General features: G+C 70.9%; 15 protein-coding genes and 1 riboswitch. Of the genes, 5 read left to right on the top strand and 10 right to left on the bottom strand.

Annotated features, from left to right (window positions below; translation table 11 throughout):
• Nucleotides 1-73: 73 nt before the first annotated feature.
• Nucleotides 74-297: riboswitch (cobalamin riboswitch) on the bottom strand.
• Between the two features lie 339 nt (nucleotides 298-636).
• Nucleotides 637-927, bottom strand: a complete 291-nt coding sequence (locus tag AB3X07_RS21845; protein ID WP_369941213.1) for a hypothetical protein — start codon at nucleotides 925-927, stop codon at nucleotides 637-639.
• Nucleotides 928-1033: 106 nt separating this feature from the next.
• Nucleotides 1034-1573 carry a hypothetical protein gene (locus AB3X07_RS21850; RefSeq protein ID WP_369941215.1) on the bottom strand — a complete coding sequence of 180 codons (540 nt, stop codon included), beginning with the start codon at nucleotides 1571-1573 and terminating at the stop codon, nucleotides 1034-1036.
• 177 nt (nucleotides 1574-1750) lie between these two features.
• Here AB3X07_RS21850 and ompR point away from each other — a divergent pair, with 177 nt between their 5' ends.
• The 3 genes from ompR to AB3X07_RS21865 all read left to right on the top strand — a co-directional run bounded on the left by ompR (nucleotide 1751) and on the right by AB3X07_RS21865 (nucleotide 4780).
• The gene (gene ompR, locus AB3X07_RS21855; RefSeq protein ID WP_369941217.1) at nucleotides 1751-2473 is read left to right on the top strand and encodes a two-component system response regulator OmpR; all 723 of its coding nucleotides are present in this window, start codon (nucleotides 1751-1753) and stop codon (nucleotides 2471-2473) included.
• Entirely contained in the window at nucleotides 2470-3738 is a 1269-nt protein-coding gene (locus AB3X07_RS21860; RefSeq protein ID WP_369941219.1) for an ATP-binding protein, read from the top strand. The genes ompR and AB3X07_RS21860 overlap by 4 nt, the downstream gene beginning before the upstream one ends.
• A gap of 133 nt (nucleotides 3739-3871) precedes the next feature.
• Complete coding sequence (locus AB3X07_RS21865; protein ID WP_369941220.1) at nucleotides 3872-4780, top strand: alpha/beta hydrolase; 909 nt, start codon at nucleotides 3872-3874, stop codon at nucleotides 4778-4780.
• Between the two features lie 158 nt (nucleotides 4781-4938).
• On the opposite strand, the gene AB3X07_RS21870 is transcribed toward AB3X07_RS21865, so the two are convergent.
• From AB3X07_RS21870 to AB3X07_RS21895, 6 genes are all read right to left on the bottom strand, one after another.
• The gene (locus AB3X07_RS21870; protein ID WP_369941222.1) at nucleotides 4939-5706 is read right to left on the bottom strand and encodes an SIR2 family NAD-dependent protein deacylase; all 768 of its coding nucleotides are present in this window, start codon (nucleotides 5704-5706) and stop codon (nucleotides 4939-4941) included.
• 638 nt (nucleotides 5707-6344) lie between these two features.
• Nucleotides 6345-7268, bottom strand: a complete 924-nt coding sequence (locus AB3X07_RS21875; protein WP_369941225.1) for an IS110 family transposase — start codon at nucleotides 7266-7268, stop codon at nucleotides 6345-6347.
• A gap of 947 nt (nucleotides 7269-8215) precedes the next feature.
• Nucleotides 8216-8647, bottom strand: coding sequence for an organic hydroperoxide resistance protein (locus AB3X07_RS21880; RefSeq protein WP_369941227.1), 432 nt, complete (start codon nucleotides 8645-8647; stop codon nucleotides 8216-8218).
• A 110-nt stretch (nucleotides 8648-8757) separates the two neighbouring features.
• Nucleotides 8758-9225: a MarR family winged helix-turn-helix transcriptional regulator gene (locus tag AB3X07_RS21885; RefSeq protein WP_369941229.1), complete on the bottom strand. Its 468-nt coding sequence runs from the start codon at nucleotides 9223-9225 to the stop codon at nucleotides 8758-8760.
• 321 nt (nucleotides 9226-9546) lie between these two features.
• The gene (gene zapE / locus AB3X07_RS21890) at nucleotides 9547-10641 is read right to left on the bottom strand and encodes a cell division protein ZapE (protein WP_369941231.1); all 1095 of its coding nucleotides are present in this window, start codon (nucleotides 10639-10641) and stop codon (nucleotides 9547-9549) included.
• A gap of 49 nt (nucleotides 10642-10690) precedes the next feature.
• Nucleotides 10691-11356, bottom strand: a complete 666-nt coding sequence (locus AB3X07_RS21895) for an alpha/beta hydrolase (protein WP_369941233.1) — start codon at nucleotides 11354-11356, stop codon at nucleotides 10691-10693.
• Nucleotides 11357-11439: 83 nt separating this feature from the next.
• Here AB3X07_RS21895 and AB3X07_RS21900 point away from each other — a divergent pair, with 83 nt between their 5' ends.
• Nucleotides 11440-12303, top strand: coding sequence for an EamA/RhaT family transporter (locus AB3X07_RS21900; RefSeq protein WP_369941235.1), 864 nt, complete (start codon nucleotides 11440-11442; stop codon nucleotides 12301-12303).
• 160 nt (nucleotides 12304-12463) lie between these two features.
• On the opposite strand, the gene AB3X07_RS21905 is transcribed toward AB3X07_RS21900, so the two are convergent.
• Nucleotides 12464-13789, bottom strand: a complete 1326-nt coding sequence (locus tag AB3X07_RS21905; protein ID WP_369941237.1) for a GTP-binding protein — start codon at nucleotides 13787-13789, stop codon at nucleotides 12464-12466.
• A 75-nt stretch (nucleotides 13790-13864) separates the two neighbouring features.
• On the opposite strand from AB3X07_RS21905, the gene AB3X07_RS21910 reads away from it, so the two are divergent.
• Nucleotides 13865-14248 carry a MerC domain-containing protein gene (locus tag AB3X07_RS21910; protein ID WP_369941239.1) on the top strand — a complete coding sequence of 128 codons (384 nt, stop codon included), beginning with the start codon at nucleotides 13865-13867 and terminating at the stop codon, nucleotides 14246-14248.
• 229 nt (nucleotides 14249-14477) lie between these two features.
• On the opposite strand, the gene AB3X07_RS21915 is transcribed toward AB3X07_RS21910, so the two are convergent.
• Nucleotides 14478-16205: an ExeM/NucH family extracellular endonuclease gene (locus tag AB3X07_RS21915; protein ID WP_369941241.1), complete on the bottom strand. Its 1728-nt coding sequence runs from the start codon at nucleotides 16203-16205 to the stop codon at nucleotides 14478-14480.
• Nucleotides 16206-16279 lie beyond the last annotated feature (74 nt).

Genomic DNA, 16279 nt, shown 5'->3' on the forward strand with positions numbered 1-16279 from the left:
CATGCGGCCTGCGGGCGGTCACCGCTTCACCGACCCTCTCCCCCCGGAGATTCAACGGTCGGCGCCGCGCTGTGTGCATCGCGCGGCTGTCGGCAGGTCTTCGGGCTGATGGGCGGCGGCCGATGGCCGGTGTCCTAGCCCGTCGCTTCCCAAGGCGGGACGCCTCAGTGCGGGTGACGGGTTCGTTCCCAATTACCGCTGCGGGGCAGCGCCGGACTGAGCGCCTTTGCGCCGCACCGGCTTCCCTTTTGATCCCGCAGCCTGGTGGCTGCTGGAACCGACCACCACAAGATAGTGGGGTACCTGAGCGTCGTCAACGCTAAATGTAGTCGTAAATGCGCAAAGCCAAGCGGGACAACCGTTTGCCGCAGGGACCCCGCAAATCCCCGCTACGGCGCGCCGGATCGGACAGGAAACGGCCGCAGCGCCCATGCCGCAAGGGCCTGGGCGCGCCTATCGGCGGCCGCCCGCGCATCGCGGTGCGCGCCGATCTGCGCCAACTGCGCGGGGAGCGGGCCACCGCCACGCCGGCAGCGGGCGAACGGTCGCCGCGCGCGGCGCCCCTGCAACCCGGCGGCGCCGGCCGTTGCACGGACTTGGGTTGCAGGCACGATGCCGCTGTCGCGCCGCGCCGGCTCAGCGCGAGCGCTGGCCGGCCTGCTGCCTGGCCTGCTGCACCGCCGCGCGCAGTTCGTCCGGCGACAGCTGGCCGTCGTGATTGCGGTCCAGCGCGTCGAACCGCTTGGCGAGGCGCGGCAGCGACGCCTCGGCTTCGCTGCGGCTGATCAGGCCATCGCCGTTGGCGTCGGCGGCCTTGAGCTTTTGCTGCAGTTGCTCCTTCTGTGCGGCGCTCGGCGCGGTCTGTGCGGCAGCGGTGCCGGCCAACAGCAGGCTGCACAGCAGCCCATGGGCAATGCGTGTCTTCATGGCGGTCTCGGATAGGGGGTGGACGGAAGAGTGGCGACCCGGGCGAGGAACCGACGCGGCGGACTGGCCGACGCGGGGGCGGGCGCCACGCCAGGGGTGTGGCCGGCTACGGACGGCAGGCCACGACCTCGCCAGCGGCGTTGGTGCAGGTTCCGGTGTGGGTGACACTGCCGTCGGCGACCGTGGTCGAGCCCTGGTAACTGCCGCCGTTGGCACCGCTGGCACTGGTCTGGCGGCTACCGGTGACGCTGCCATCGGCGCTCCTGGCGATGCTGCCGCTGCTGCTGGCGCTGCCACCGTTGGCGGTGGTGACGCTGGCGCTGCCCTGGCGGCCGGCGCTGCCGTCGGCGTTGCGGTAGGCACTGGACTGACGCGCGGCCGCCGCGCCGTTGGCGCCGCTCGCGGCCGCACTGCGGCTGTTCGAGACGTTGCCCTGGCCATCGGCCTGCCACTGCCGCGCGCGGGTCCGGCTGCCGTGGGTGCCGCTGGCGCTGGCATTCACCGCGGCACTGCGGGCGCCATCGACGTGACTGGCGGTGCGGGTCCGGGTGCGCTCGCGCGCCTGTGCAGCGGGCGCCGCCAGCGCGGTCAGGCCGCTGATGGCCAGGGCGAGCAGAAGAAGCGAAGTGCGGGGCGAGAGGGTCATCGTCGTTCTCCGTGGAGCAGCGCAGCGCTGCGGTGGAACCACGGTAGGCCGCTTGCAGGCGCCAGGTGCGGCGTTTCGGCCAGCGGATGTTTCCGCGCACGGCGGCGGAAACATCCGCTTACAACTTCCGTGCGCCGGGCATTGCCGTGCGGGCGCGGCGCACCCGATAGTGGCCCCATGAACGACGCCCCCGCCCGCCTGCTCCTGGTCGACGACGACGAACGCCTGCGCGAGCTGCTGCGTCGCTATCTCGACGGCCAGGGATTCGTGGTGAAGGCGGTGGCCGATGGCACCCAACTGCAGCAGGCGTTGGCGCGCGGCCACTACGATCTGGTGGTCCTCGACCTGATGCTGCCCGGCGAGAACGGCCTGGAGATCTGCCGGCGCCTGCGCGGCCAGGGCGACAGCACGCCGATCGTGATGCTCACCGCCAAGGGCGACGAGATCGATCGCATCGTCGGCCTGGAGATCGGCGCCGACGATTACCTGCCCAAGCCGGTGAGCCCGCGCGAACTGCTGGCGCGGATCCGCGCGGTGTTGCGGCGCACGCGGCCGACCGGCACCGGCGCGCCGCAGCCCGACGGCGGCGAGATCGGCTTCGGCCGCTTCCGCCTGGATCTGGCCCGGCGCGAATTGCGCCGCGACGGCCAGCCGCTGAAGCTGACTACCGCCGAGTTCGCGGTGCTGTCGGTGCTGCTGCGGCATCCGCAACAGCCGCTCAGCCGTGACCGCCTGATGAGCCTGGCGCACGGCCGCGAGCACGACGCCCTGGCGCGCAGCATCGACGTCACCGTGGCGCGCCTGCGCAAGCTGCTCGAGGACGATGCGCAGACGCCGCGACTGATCCAGACCGTGTGGGGCATCGGCTACGTGTACGTGCCGCCGCAGGCCGCGCCGTGAGCCGCCGCCACCTGCACGATGGCTGGCCGCGCAGCCTGTTCGGACAACTGGCGTTGGTGATCGCGCTGGTGCTGGCCGGCGCCGGCCTGCTGGCATTGCTGCTCGGCCGCGAACTGGCGCTGCGCCCGGCCGCGCAGCAGTTGCTGCGGACGATGGACGGCTTCGCCAACGTCGCCGAGGCGCTGCAGCGCTCGCCGGCGGCCGCCACGTTGCGCCCGGCGTTGCGCGAGGCCGGACTGCAGATCCGCGACCGTCCGCCGCCGCCGGCGAACACCCGCGGCGGCCCGCTGGCCGACGAACTGCAACGGCACGCGGCCGGCCAACTCGGCGCGGGGCGCGAACTGCGCCGCGGCGACGACGGCACGGTGTGGCTCAAACTGGCCACGCCCGAACCGCTGTGGGTGGCCTTCTCCGGCGAACGCCGCGGCCACGGCATCCGCCGCTTCTCGGTCGCCTTGCTGGCCGCCTGCGCGCTGCTGGTGTGGCTGGCCGCGGCCTACTTCGCGCGGCGCCTGGTGCGGCCGCTGCGGCAACTGGCGCAGGCCGCGCCGCAACTCGTGCGCGGCGACGGCGCCGTGCCGATCGCCGCGGGCGGCCCGCGCGAGGTGGCCGACCTGGCCCGCGCCCTGGCCGACGCCAGCGCCGAGGTGCGCGCCGCGGCCGCCGAACGCACCCTGCTGCTGGCCGGCATCTCGCACGACGTGCGCACCCCGCTGACCCGCCTGCAGTACGCCCTGGCGCTGCTGCCGCAGGTCGAGCCCGAGCTGCGCGAGGGCATGGAACGCGACATCGGCGAGATCGACGCGATCCTGGCCCAGTTCATCGCCTACGCCCGCGACGGCCGCGACGAAGCCAGCGAGCCGCTGGACCTGGTCGCGGTCTGTCGGCAGGCGCTGGGCGCGGCGCAGGCGACCTGGGAAGCCGACCTGCCGGCGCAGGCCCTGCTGTCCGCCAAGCCGATGGCGCTGCAGCGCGCGCTCGGCAACCTGATCGGCAATGCCGAGCGCCATGGCGCCGCCCCATTCCAGTTGCGCCTGGCGCGCGACGGCGACGGCTGGCGCATCGAGGTGCGCGACCACGGCCCGGGACTGGATCCGGCGCTGGCCGCGCGCGCGCGGCAGCCGTTCGTGCATGGCGGCCACGGCGGCAGCGGACTGGGCCTTGCGATCGTCGAGCGCGTCGCCCGTCAGCACCACGGCGAGCTGCGCCTGGACACGCTCGCGCCGCACGGACTGCGCGCCACGCTGCGCGTGTGCGCGACATGAACACCGAAGCAGGGGCGACACCGGACGCCCTGCCCATCACGACAACCGCTGCCGCCGCGCGCGCCGCACGTCTCTCGGCAACGCATCGCGCCCGCCTCCCCTTCCACGCCTGCGCCCCGCAAGGACTCCGCCCATGACCTCGCCCGCCCGCCTCTTGTTCGGTGTCACGCTGCTGCTGACCGCGCTGCACGCCGCGGCGCTGCACGCGCAGGATGGCCGCCTGCGCGAGCGGCTGCGCGCACGGCTGGCGCAATCGGCCACCGCGCCGCGTGCGCCGCTGCCCGAAGGAGCACGCGTGCTGCGCGATGTCGCCTATGGCGCCGATCCGGCCCAGCGCTTCGATGTCTACCTGCCCGCCAATGCGCGCAACGCACCGCTGATCGTGATGGTGCATGGTGGCGGCTGGGCGAACGGCGACAAGGACAATCCCGGGGTCGCCGCCAACAAGGTGGCGCACTGGTTGCCGCAAGGCTACGCGCTGGTGTCGGTGAACTACCGGCTGCTGCCGCAGGCCACGCCGCTGCAGCAGGCCGGCGATGTCGCCCTCGCGGTGGCCAAGGTGCAGGCGCTGGCCGCGGGCTGGGGCGCCGATGGCACGCGGACGATTCTGATGGGGCATTCGGCCGGCGCGCACCTGGTGACGCTGCTGGACCTGGCGCCGACGCTGCTGGCGCAGGCCGGCGCGCGCGCGCCGCTAGCCACCGTGGCGCTGGACAGCGCGGCGATGGACGTGGAGCAGGTGATGCAGGCGCGGCACCTGCCGCTGTACGACCGTGCCTTCGGCAGCGACCGCGACGCCTGGATCGCCGCCTCGCCCTACCACCAGATGGGCGCGTCCGCGCCGCCGCTGCTGGCGGTGTGCTCCAGTCGCCGCGCCGATGCCTGCGCGCAGGCGCGGCACCTGGCCGACAAGGCGAACGCACGGCGGATCCGGGTCGAGGTCCTGCCGCAGGACCGCAGCCATGCCGAGATCAACCACGACCTGGGCCTGCCGTCGCCCTACACCCAGGCGGTGGACGTGTTCCTGCGCTCGCTGCACTGAGCGCCGTCGCATCGCGCACCCGCGCGGCGCGTGCGCAAGTAGCCGATGCCCGTCGCGCCGCCCACGCTGAGCAAGGCGCTCGGCGGCCGGCGCCTCCGTCGGCGGCGCCAGGGACCGGCGCAAGACGCACTTGCCGATGGATGCCCGTTCGGCGCCGATTACTCCGGCCAGCGTTGCAGCAGCAACGGCAAGGCCAGCGCGGCGGTGTCGCGCCAATGCAGATCGGCGTGCGCGGACAGCGCGCTGGGTTCGGGATTGATCTCGACCACGCAGGCGCCGCGCTCCTTGGCGCGCAGCGGCAGTTCCGCAATCGGGTAGACCAGGCCGGAACTGCCGATCACCAGCACCAGATCGGCCGCCTCCGCCGCGCTCGCGGCGCGCGCCCAGTCCGCCGCCGGCAGCGGCTCGCCGAACCACACGACGCCCGGCCGCACCATGCCGCCGCAGGCCGCGCAGGTCGGCGGCGCCAGGCGCTGGGTCGGGGCCTGCGTGTCGATCGGCGGCAGCAGGCCGTGCCAGGGCTGGGCGCAGTCGCTGCAGCGCAACGCCGACAGCCTGCCGTGCACGTGCGCGACGACCTCGCTGCCGGCGCGCTGGTGCAGGTCGTCCACGTTCTGGGTCGCCAGGGCCAGGTGTTTGAGGGCGGCCAGGCGCACCAGCGCATGGTGCCCGGCATGCGGCTGCGCCTGGGCGACGATCGCCATGCGCCAGCGGTACCAGCCCCAGACCAGCGCCGGGTCGGCACGCCAGGCCTCCTCGGTGGCCAGTTGCAGCGGATCGAAGCGGGCCCACAGGCTGTCGTCCTGGCCGCGGAAGGTCGGCACGCCGCTCTCGGCGGACATGCCGGCGCCGGTGAGAACCAGCAGGCGGCGCGCGCCCTGGATGAAGGCGGCAACGGTCTCGGCGTTATAGACGGAACTGAGCATGGCCGCACGAAGGTGATCAATCTCCCACTATCACATTGACTCTGTTCCACCTCAACCTGCACTGCCGCATGCGGCTATGGCGGATGGTGCTGGCGCTCGTGCGGCTGTCGGTAGGGACGGCAAGTCCATTGGGGCAAGAAGGCGGTGCGATCGCGTTTGCAATGACATGCATCCCACCACCGGCGTTGCTGTGGTCATTGGCCCTGCCGATCCGTGAGCCGTTGCCCTTAGCTGTTGTTGCTGCTGCGCGTGTTGTTGCTCCCCCTGTTGCTCTGCTGTGGCTGTGGCTGTGGCTGTGGCTGTGGCTGTGGCTGTTGTTGCTGTTGTTGCTCCCGCTGTTGCTGTGGCTTTTGACTTACCGGGTTCCCTTCCGAAGCGGCGGCCATCGCGGGGAAACACCCGAAGGGCGGCGCACATGGATGTGCGCCGTCCGCGGCAGGGGCAGGATGCCCCTTCCGCGGATCCCCGTGATGGACGCGGACCCGGAGCGCGCAGCGCGGAGGGCGCGAGGCAGGGCGTGCTTTCTTTTGGTTACTTTTCTTTGCACGAGCAAAGAAAAGTAACTCGCCGCAAGGCGAAAGCCTTTGCTGTTGCTTGGGGTTTTCGTGTCGGACGAGGCGTACTGTAGGAGTCAACTGTCATGCAGCAGCGATGACGGGAGGCGCGTAAGAGGCCTGATCGCGTACGATGGCATTGAGCCAGCGCAGGAACTTGTGCATGCAGGCGACGATGGCGACCTTGGACGGCTTGCCTGCTGCCTTCAGGCGTGCATAGGTGTTGGCTAAGGGGGAGCCGGCGCGGATGGAGGCCCAGGTGGCCATGTACAGGACCCGTCGCACGTCGGCGCGTCCGCCGGTGATGCGGCGTTGGCCTTTCCAGCCACCGCTGTCGCGATTGAACGGGGCCAGCCCGACCAGGGCGGCGAGCTTGCGCGGCGGCAGCGTTCCCAGTTCCGGCAGCCGTGCGGCCAGGGTGGCGCGCAGGATCGCTCCGACCCCAGGGACCTTGGGCAGGGTCGAACATGTTCTGGCCTGTTGCTCGACCTGCCGGTCCAGCGCCCGGATCTGTTGATTCATCAGGGCGATGACCCGCTCGCACTGGTGGCGCACGTCGGGACTGGTGATGTGATCCAGGCGGCGCCGATGGGCATCGCGCTGGCCGACCACGGTGGTGCGCAGGTCGAGCAGTTCGCGTAGCTGCTGCAGGTGCTCTGGCAGCACGGTCGTGGGCGTGGTCGGGATGTGCTCAGCCGCGATGGCCAGCAGCCGCGCGTCCAGGGCGTCGGTCTTGGCATGCAGGCCCAGTGCGTTGGCCAACGCACGCGGGCGCTGGACAGACATGCGCACCGCCGGCAGGTCGGCCTGGCGCAGAGCCCGCAGCACCGCCGTCTCATAGCCGCCACTGGCTTCCAACACGATCCGCTCACAAGCCATCGTGGACAGACGCTGGACCAACTCACGCCGTCCTTGCAGCGTGTTGGGCTGGGTCCAGGCCAGTCCGTCCGGCTGCACATGGATGACCAGTTCGGCCTTGGCCACATCGATTCCGACAAAGCGCCGCATAGACGTTCTCCGCAGTAGACTCAGGGACGAGAGCGCTCCTGCCGATGCCCACGCTTGTGAGGTTCGAGTTCGCGGCTCGGGCAACTGTTCGGGCTTATCAGGCAGGAGAAACGGAGTGCGGCGGCACTGACTCCTACTCGTGCTCGTTTGGCACTGCGGCTAAACGGCCTGCCGCACTCCGCTCTCACCTACAACGATAAAGCCTAGTAAGACACAAGCGGCTTTAGCCGCGACCTGGACCATGGTGATGGAAAGAACCTGTCGCGGCTAAAGCCGCTCCTACAAAAAGCTTTAAAGCAACAGCTTCCGCTGACGCGGGTCACTTTTCTTTGCTTGTGCAAAGAAAAGTAACCAAAAGAAAGCACACCCCGCAGCGCGCCCTCCGCGCTACGCGCTCCGGGTCCGCAGCCACGACGGGGATTCGCGGAAGGGGCATCCTGCCCCTGCCGCGAACGGCGCACATCCATGTGCGCCGCCCCTTCGGGGTTTTTCCCCGCCGTGGCTGCCGCGCCGAGGGGACCCGGCAGATCAACAGCCAAGCAACAGCAACAGCAACAGCAACAGCAACAGCAACAACGATATGCGCGGATACATCGCTTGTCGCGGCAACGGCCGCCACGCTTGCCGAGCGATGCGATTGCGCGGCCCAGAACCTCGAACCAGAACGCTTCCGTCGGTTGCATTCACCACCGCAACATCCCCAGGAACAACCCCACCGCGTCTGTACCAGATGGATGACAACGCCCCCACTCGCGCACTGGCACAGGGGTGCCTCGCACTCGAACCATCTTCCGACCGGTAGCCTTGAAGACAGTTCCTCGGCGGCACACGCCGCCCTTGGCATCGAGACCATCAAGACGGCTCAACCGCCCTCCACCGCACCCCACACGGCAAAAAACCCCGCCGCGCAGGCGCGCGGCGAGGCTCTTGCAGACGTGTCGCGTTGCTTAGTCGACGACGACCAGATTCACGTCGATGTTGCCGCGGGTCGCATTGGAATACGGGCAGACCTGATGCGCCTTCTCGACCAGCGCCTGCAATTCCTCGCGCGGCATGCCCGGTACCGAGATGCGCAGCTCCACGGCGATGCCGAAGCCGCCAGGAATCTGGCCAATGCCGACGCTGCCCTCGATGCTGACCTCGCCCGGCAGCTTCTGCTTGCCCTGCGCCGCGACCGCCTTCATCGCGCCGATGAAGCAGGCCGAATAGCCCGCCGCGAACAGCTGCTCCGGATTGGTGCCGTCGCCGCCGGCACCGCCCAGCTCGCGCGGGGTGGACAGCTTCACGTCCAGCGCCTTGTCCGAGGACACGGCGCGGCCTTCGCGGCCGCCGGTCGCGGTGGCGTGGGCGGTGTAGAGGATCTTTTCGGGTGAGGCCATGGTGGTGCTCCTGGTAAGGCGCGTCGCGCCGGTTGATTGAATGCTATTAAATAGCACACTACTTAATTAACGAAACGTCATGAACCTGCGGCGATCGGGTGACAGCGACATCAGCCGCCGCCCAGATTGCCGCGCAGAGTTTCCAGTTGCTGCTTGAGCCGGCGCAGATCCGGCAACGAACACGCCGCCGCGCAGAACACCTGCTCCGGCACCGCGCCCGCCTTGTTGCGCAAGGCGCGGCCGGCGGCGGTCAGGCGCACGACGACCTGGCGCTCGTCGTCGGCCGAACGCTCCCGGGTCACCAGACCGCCGGCCTGCAGGCGCTTGAGCAGCGGCGTCAGCGTGGCCGAGTCCAGGAACAGGCGCTCGCCGATCGCGCCGACCGTGCGTGCGTCCTCTTCCCACAGCACCAGCATCACCAGGTACTGCGGATAGGTCAGGTCCAGATCCTTCAACAGGCCGCGGTAGAGCTTGTGCATCGCCAGGTTGGCCGAGTACAGCGCGAAGCACAGCTGCTGGTCCAACTGCAGCGCGGCATCGCGGCTGGGGGTCTCGGCAGGGGTGCGCTTCTTCGGCATGGGTGCAATTTATATCGCACGCTATTTAATTGCAAGCACTCTCTTCTGGCGAGGCAGCGGGTAGCCACATTGGTCCGCGTCTTCGTCGCGAGCGTCGGCCCGGACAGGACTGCGTCATCTGCCGAGCGCATCGCTTCGTTCGTCGCGGCTGAAGCCGCTCCTACAGGAACCGCGGGAGGGTCGCTGGGTGCACTATAGAAGCGGCTTCAGCCGCGACGAACGCGGCGATAGATGTTGCGTGTACACGGACACGCCGGGCCATGCCCGCAGGCACAGCGCGCCCCACCCTCGCCAGCGCTTGCGGCAGCCCGCGCGCCGCACTCAGGCGCGGTGCGCGGTCGCCAGGTACTCGGCGCTCTGCATCTCGATCAGGCGCGAGGCGGTACGTTCGAACGCACCGGCCAGGCGCTCGCCGGTGTACAGCAGCGGCGGCGGGTCCTGCGCGGTGCAGACCAGGTTGACCTGGCGGTCGTACAACTCGTCGATCAGGTTGACGAAGCGCCGCGCCGCGTCCTCGTTCATGCGGTCGAAGTGCGGGATGCCGCCGAGCAGCACGGTGTTGAACTCGCGCGCGATCTCGATGTAGTCGGACGGCCCGCGCGGGCCTTCGCACAGCGCGGCGAAATCGAACCAGGCGATGCTCTTGCCGCGGCCGCGCACCGGAATCTTGCGCGCCTCGATCACGATGTTGCCGCTGCGCGCGGCGTCGTTGCCGCTGAGTTCGCCCAAGCGCCCGTGCAGCCAGGCATCGGACTGCGCGTCCAGCGGCGCGCGGTACACCGGCGAGCGGGTCAGCGCGCGCATGCGGTAGTCCTCGGTGCCTTCGGCGTACAGCTCCACGCAATACTTCTGCAGCAGCGCGATCGCCGGCAGGAAGCTCTCGCGCTGCAGGCCGTTGAGATACAGGTTCTGCGGCGCGGTATTGGAGGTGGTGACCAGGGTCACGCCCTCGGCGAACAGGCGCTCCAACAAGCGCGCCAGCAGCATCGCATCGCCGATGTCGGTGACGAAGAACTCGTCCAGCACCAGCACCCGCAGGTGGCTGCGCCACTCCTGCGCGATCCTGGCCAGCGGATCGCTCTGCCCGGCATGTTCGCGCAGCCGCTCGTGCACGCCGCGCATGAAGCGGTGGAAGTGGGTGCGGTATTTGCGCTCGATCGGCAGGCCGTCGTAGAACAGGTCGACCAGGAAGGTCTTGCCGCGGCCGACGCCGCCCCAGAAATACAGGCCGCGCACCGGTTCGGGCTTCTTCCAGAACGCCGACAGCCGGTCCAGCCAACCCTCCTGGTCGCTGTCCACGATCGCGGCATGGATGCGATCCAGTTCGGCCAGCGCCGGGTGCTGCGCCGGGTCGTCACGCCAGTCGCCGCGCGCCACGCCGGCGGCGTAGCGTTGCGAGGGCAGGTCCGCGCTCATCGGCCGCCGCCCGCGCGCCGCGGCGCGCGCCAGTCCGCCCGCGAGCCGCTCACGCCGACGGCGCCGGCAGCCAGGCCTTGACCGCGTGCTGCAGGGCGCCGCGCAGGTCGATCAGCTTGCGGTGGAAGAAGTGGCTGGTGTCGGGCATGCGCACCAGCACCGGTTGTTGCTCCAGCGTCTCCAGCCAGTCGTACACCGCCTGCGGATCGACGATCTCGTCGGCGTCGCCCTGGATCACCAGCCAGTGCGGCGGCGGCTCCACGCCGGCGAAGTCCCAGCGCCCGGCGGGCGGCGCGATCGAGATCAGCGCCTGCGGCTGCAGCGCGGCGCTGGCGCACAAGGACACGTAGGCGCCGAAGCTGAAACCGGCCAGCCACAACGCATCGTGCGGGCGCTGCGCGCGGACCCATGCCGCCACCGCGGCCAGGTCCTGCTGCTCGCCGTCGCCGTGGTCGAAGCTGCCGGCGGAGGCGCCGACGCTGCGGAAATTGAAGCGCACCACCCGCACGCCGAGTTCGCGCAAGGCGCGCGCGACCATCGTCACCACCTTGTTGTGCATGGTGCCGCCCTCGGTGGACAGCGGGTGGCAGACGATCGCGGTGACCGGCAGCGCGGCCACGCCGGCATCGGGCAGATCGACCGCGGCCTCGATCGGGCCGGCGGGGCCGTCCAGCGTCACGGCGCCGGATTCGGAGGGGAAGGCGGGAGAGGTCATGCGCTCATAATACTGGGGCTGCGTACAGGCCACATGCAGGCCGCAGGCACACAGCGTTTCCTTCCCGACCGGATCTTCTGCGCGTGGCGTTCGTTCTTCTGAGTGTGGTGTGCAGCGTGCTGGTCTCGGCGCTGCTGAAGCTGGCGCCGCGGCGGCGGCTGGATCTGGCCCAGGTGGTGACCTGGAACTACCTGGCGGCGGTGCTGCTGTGCGCGGCGCTGCTGCAGCCGCCGCTGGACAGCTTGCGCAGCGCGCAGGCGCCGTGGCCGGCGCTGCTCGGCCTGGCGGTGCTGTTGCCGACTCTATTCCTGGTGCTGGGCCACGCGGTGGCGCTGGCCGGCATCGTGCGTACCGACGCGGCGCAGCGGCTGTCGCTGCTGCTGTCGCTGGCGGCGGCGTTCGTGCTGTTCGGCGAGCGCGCCAACGGCGCCAAGCTGGCCGGCCTGGCGCTGGGCCTGCTGGCCATCGCCGGCATCGTCCATCGGCCCGGCACGGCGGCCGCCGGTACCGCGCGCGCGACGCCCTGGCTGCTGCTGGTATGGGTCGGCTTCGCGCTGATCGACGTCCTGCTCAAGCGCATCGCCCAGGCCGGCACGCCGTTCGCCGCATCGCTTCTGGTCGCCTTCGCGATCGCCTTCGTGCTGCTGCTCGCCGTGCAGCTGTGGCGGCATCTGCGTGGCCGCGCGCCGCTGGCCTGGCGCAACCTGGGCGCCGGGCTGCTGCTGGGCGCGCTCAACTTCGGCAACATCGCCTTCTACGTGCGCGCGCACCAGGCGCTGCCGGACAGCCCGGCGGTGGTCTTCGCGGCGATGAACCTGGGCGTGATCGTGCTGGGCGCGCTGCTCGGCGTGCTGGCCTTCGGCGAGAAGACCAGCGTCTGGAATCGCGCCGGCCTGGTGCTGGCATTGGGGGCGATCGGGCTGATCGCGGTGGGCGCGCGCGGTTAGCGGCGCGCGGGAGGGGTTCTGTCGCGGCTGAAGCCGCTCCTACAGTGCACCCGTCGGGCATCCCGCTTCTGTAGGAGCGGCTTCAGCCGCGACGGACACGATGCAGCGCCAGCGGTTCCGGCCAGCGCATCCTCCGCACACCTCCCGCGGCGGCGATGCGTCAGCGCTGCCAGCGCGGAAACGGATCGGCCAGCGCCTGCCAGGCCAGCGGCCCATGCCGAAGTTCGGCGTCGTCGAGCAGGCAGGCGTCGAGTTCGGCGCGCACCCGTGCCTCGTTCAACCCGACACCGATCACCGCCAGTTCCTGCCGGCGATCGCCCCACAGCGGGTGCCACAGCGCGCGCAAGGCCGCATGTTCGCGCGCATCGCCCACCTCGTCGACGCGCGGCGGGGGCGCGCTCCAGCAGGCGCTGTGTTGCCGCTGCCACCCCAGTTCGGTGTACGGCAGCGGACGCGGCGGCAGCGGCGACGGCGTGTCCAGCAGGCCCTGCTCCACCCGCTCGCGCGCGGCGTACCAGAAGCCGGCGGCCTGGGTCTGGGTGGCCGCGCCGGCGATGGAGAGTTCGCCGACCCAGTCCATGCGGCTGGCCAGCCAGAAGAAGCCCTTGCTGCGGATCACCTCGGGCAGGCCGCGCTGCGCCAGCCGTGCGAAGCGCAGCGGATGGAACGGGCGCCGCGCGCGGTAGACGAAGCTGGCGATGCCGAACTGCTCGGTCTCCGGCGCATGCTCGCCGCGCAGGGCCTGCATCCAGCCCGGCGCCAGTTGCGCGCGGACGAAGTCGAAGCGGCCGGTGTTCAGCACCAGGTCCAGCGGCACATCACCGCCGCGCGCCTCGACGATCCGCGCGTCGCGGTTGAGCGCGCGCAGCACCGCGCGGGTACGCGCCACCGTGTCCGCGCTGGCCAGGTCGCACTTGCCGATCACGATCACATCGGCGAATTCGATCTGCTCCACGAGCAGGTTGACCAGGCCGCGCTCGTCGTCGGCCCCCGCCTGCAAACCGCGCTCGGCCAGCCGCTCGGCCGATCCGAAATCGCGCAGGAAGGCAGCGCCATCGACCACGGTGAGCATCGTGTCCAGCCGCGCCACATCGGCCAGGCTGCGGCCGTGTTCATCGCGCACGGCGAAGGTGGCGGCGACCGGCATCGGCTCGGAAATCCCGGTGGATTCAATCAGCAGATAGTCGTAGCGGCCGCTGTCGGCCAGGCGCTGCACCTCCTGGCGCAGGTCCTCGCGCAGCGTGCAGCAGATGCAGCCGTTGCTGAACTCGACCAGGGTCTCCTCGGTACGGCTGAGCGCGGCGCCGCCGTCGCGCAGCAGTGCCGCGTCGATGTTGATCTCGCTCATGTCGTTGACGATCACCGCCACGCGGCGGCCGTCGCGATTGCGCAGGATGCGATTGAGCAAGGTGGTCTTGCCGGCGCCGAGGAAGCCGGACAGGACGGTGACGGGAAGCCGGCGATCGGAAACGGCTGAGGTGGACATGGCGGGCATCGGCGCGAAGGCATGGCGGGCAAGAAATGTTACTATATAACAATTAACGCACTGGAGTGGATGTCCATGAAGTCCCTGCCGCACGCTGTCTTCGATGCCTCGGCGATGGTGTTGTCCGGGCTATGTCTGCTGCACTGCTTGGCGCTGCCGTTGCTGGCCGCGGCGCTGCCGCTGTTCGGCGTCTGGGCCCAGGCCGAGTGGGTGCACGTGCTGTTCGTGGCGATCGCCATGCCGTTGGCCGGACTGGCGTTGTGGCGCGGGCACCGGCGCGACGCCCTACCCTGGCCGCTATGGACGCTGGCGGCGCTGGGCCTGCTCGGTCTGCTGGCCGGCGCCTTCGGCATTCCCGACGAGTCCAGCGAAACCGCGATGACGGTGAGCGGTAGCCTTGCGCTGGCCAGCGCGCACCTGTGGAACTGGCGCCGGCACAGGCAGCGTTGTCACCCCTGAGCGCAGCACCTGCTGTTGCTGTTGCTTTCGAAGACAGCGCTCACGCGCAAAGACCAGGTGCGCGCAGCACGGCGTGCCTAACACCCAGGACACCTACTCACGGCAAGCCGTCATGCGCCTCACGCATGACAGGAGCCCCGGCCGGAATTTCACACATGTCGGAGTGGAGAAAGGAAGGCCAGACGATCGGCCTTTCCGATTCCCCATTCCCGATTCCCCAATCCCAGCCCTACAGCTCGAACCCCAGCAACAACGGATCGTGATCGGAGCTGCGCCACGGCCCCGGCAGGTTGCGCCCGCGATAGCCATCCTGGTCCGGCAGGTCCGCGTTGACGTGCCATTCGGCCGCGCCGCGCAGCAGCGGCGCCAGCGCCGGGCTCAGCAAGGCGTGGTCGAGGCGGCCGCTGAGGCCGCGGTAGACGAAACTGTACGGCTGTTCGACATGCGCCTCGGCCAGCGCATCGCGCCAGCCGGCGTCGCGCAGCAGGCGCAGCGGATCCTCCATCGCATAGGCGTTGAAATCCCCGAGCAGCACGCTGGCGCTGCTGCCGGTGCCGGTCGGATCGGTGCGCAGCCAGGCATCCAGGCGCCGCGCCGAGTCGGTGCGGGTGGCGTTCCAGCAGCCCTGGCCGTCGCCGCGGTCGGCGTCGGCGCCGGCCGCCTCGCCGCAGCCCTTGGACTTGAAGTGGTTGGCAACGACCACGAACGGCTGTCCGTTGCCGCGCCGGAATGCCTGCGCCAGCGGCACCCGGCTGTGCTCCGCGAACGGGCCGCCTTCCAGCACCGCCGGCTTGCCGACCGGGCTGACCCGCGAGGCGCGGTAGATCAGGCCGACCCGGATCGGGTTGTCGCCGGGGCCGCGCCCGGCATCGACGAAGCGCCAGTCGCCGCCGTCGCCGGCATTGAGCGCGGCCACCAGCGTGGCGATCGCCGAGGTCGGCCCGTAGCCGTCGTTCTCCAGTTCCATCAGCGCGGCGACGTCGGCCTGCAGCGGGCGGATGGTGGCGACCAGCTTGGCCAGCTGCGCCTGGAATTCGGCCGCGCCGCGCGCGCCGCGCGGGGTCGGGAAGCCGCCGCCGCGGCCGTCGCCGTTGAAGAAGTTCTCCAGGTTGAACGCGGCCACGCGCAGCGTGCCCGCCACCTGCGGCGGGGCCGGTTCCGGCGGCGACGTCGGCTGCACCGGCGCGGTCGGGTACAGCCGCGCCGCGCCATCGACCATGCCGCCGACGATGCCCTCCACGCCCTGCAACGTGGCGCCGGCCCGCGGCGCGGCGGCGGCCTGGCCGACGCCCAGGTAGGCAGGCAGGCTGTCGGGTGTGTGCGCGGCGAGCTCGCCCAGGCGCAGCAGGCGCCGCGCGTTGTCGGCGACCACCGCGGCGAGCTCGGCGCTGCCGGGCGCGGCCACCTCGCTGGGCTGCCACAGCCGGCCGCCGAAGGCGACGCCGAGTTCGCCGGCCTTGGCCAGCGCGTCGGTATCGACCACGGTCAGCGGCGCATCGATGCGCACGCGCATCCCGGCCAGCGCCGCCCAGTCGGCCGGTGCGGCATCGAGGGTCTGCAGCGGCAGCGGCTGCGCGCGCGCCAGCACGGTGTGCCCGGCCTCGCGCACGCTGCGCGCGGCGAACGCCGTGGTCGCCTCGGCCTGGCCGCTCGCGCGCCGTGGCGCCAGTTCGCCCCAGACCCGCACCCGGTCGCCCGGCGCCAGCGCGGCCTCGGCATCGCCGCGCACCAGCAAGGCGTCGGCGGTGAGCGGATCGCCGTCGCCGGCGTCCTGCACCAGATAGCCGGCGCCGCCGGCCTCCACGCGCGCGGTGACCACGCCTTCGAACACCACGTTCTGCCCGCTGTCGGCCGGCCGCAACTGCCCGATCGGGACGGTCGGCGGCGGCGTCAGGGCGTGGGCGGCGGGAGCGCCGGCAACCAGCAACACGACCAACAGCGGGGGCAGGACGCGCATGCGATCACTCTCCTTAGTGCGCCGGCGCGCGGCCGGCATCGAATACGAAAACGCCGCCCGGAGGCGGCGCTGGA

The organism is Xanthomonas sp. DAR 35659, assembly GCF_041242975.1.
In the GTDB taxonomy this organism is placed as follows: domain Bacteria; phylum Pseudomonadota; class Gammaproteobacteria; order Xanthomonadales; family Xanthomonadaceae; genus Xanthomonas_A; species Xanthomonas_A medicagonis.

Bases quoted from the DNA above. Each gene is read 5' to 3' on its own strand.
- AB3X07_RS21845 (WP_369941213.1), bottom strand. From the start codon at position 927: ATGAAGACACGCATTGCCCATGGGCTGCTGTGCAGCCTGCTGTTGGCC.
- AB3X07_RS21850 (WP_369941215.1), bottom strand. From the start codon at position 1,573: ATGACCCTCTCGCCCCGCACTTCGCTTCTTCTGCTCGCCCTGGCCATC.
- ompR (WP_369941217.1), top strand. From the start codon at position 1,751: ATGAACGACGCCCCCGCCCGCCTGCTCCTGGTCGACGACGACGAACGC.
- AB3X07_RS21865 (WP_369941220.1), top strand. From the start codon at position 3,872: ATGACCTCGCCCGCCCGCCTCTTGTTCGGTGTCACGCTGCTGCTGACC.
- AB3X07_RS21870 (WP_369941222.1), bottom strand. From the start codon at position 5,706: ATGCTCAGTTCCGTCTATAACGCCGAGACCGTTGCCGCCTTCATCCAG.
- AB3X07_RS21875 (WP_369941225.1), bottom strand. From the start codon at position 7,268: ATGCGGCGCTTTGTCGGAATCGATGTGGCCAAGGCCGAACTGGTCATC.
- AB3X07_RS21880 (WP_369941227.1), bottom strand. From the start codon at position 8,647: ATGGCCTCACCCGAAAAGATCCTCTACACCGCCCACGCCACCGCGACC.
- AB3X07_RS21885 (WP_369941229.1), bottom strand. From the start codon at position 9,225: ATGCCGAAGAAGCGCACCCCTGCCGAGACCCCCAGCCGCGATGCCGCG.
- zapE (WP_369941231.1), bottom strand. From the start codon at position 10,641: ATGAGCGCGGACCTGCCCTCGCAACGCTACGCCGCCGGCGTGGCGCGC.
- AB3X07_RS21895 (WP_369941233.1), bottom strand. From the start codon at position 11,356: ATGACCTCTCCCGCCTTCCCCTCCGAATCCGGCGCCGTGACGCTGGAC.
- AB3X07_RS21905 (WP_369941237.1), bottom strand. From the start codon at position 13,789: ATGTCCACCTCAGCCGTTTCCGATCGCCGGCTTCCCGTCACCGTCCTG.
- AB3X07_RS21910 (WP_369941239.1), top strand. From the start codon at position 13,865: ATGAAGTCCCTGCCGCACGCTGTCTTCGATGCCTCGGCGATGGTGTTG.
- AB3X07_RS21915 (WP_369941241.1), bottom strand. From the start codon at position 16,205: ATGCGCGTCCTGCCCCCGCTGTTGGTCGTGTTGCTGGTTGCCGGCGCT.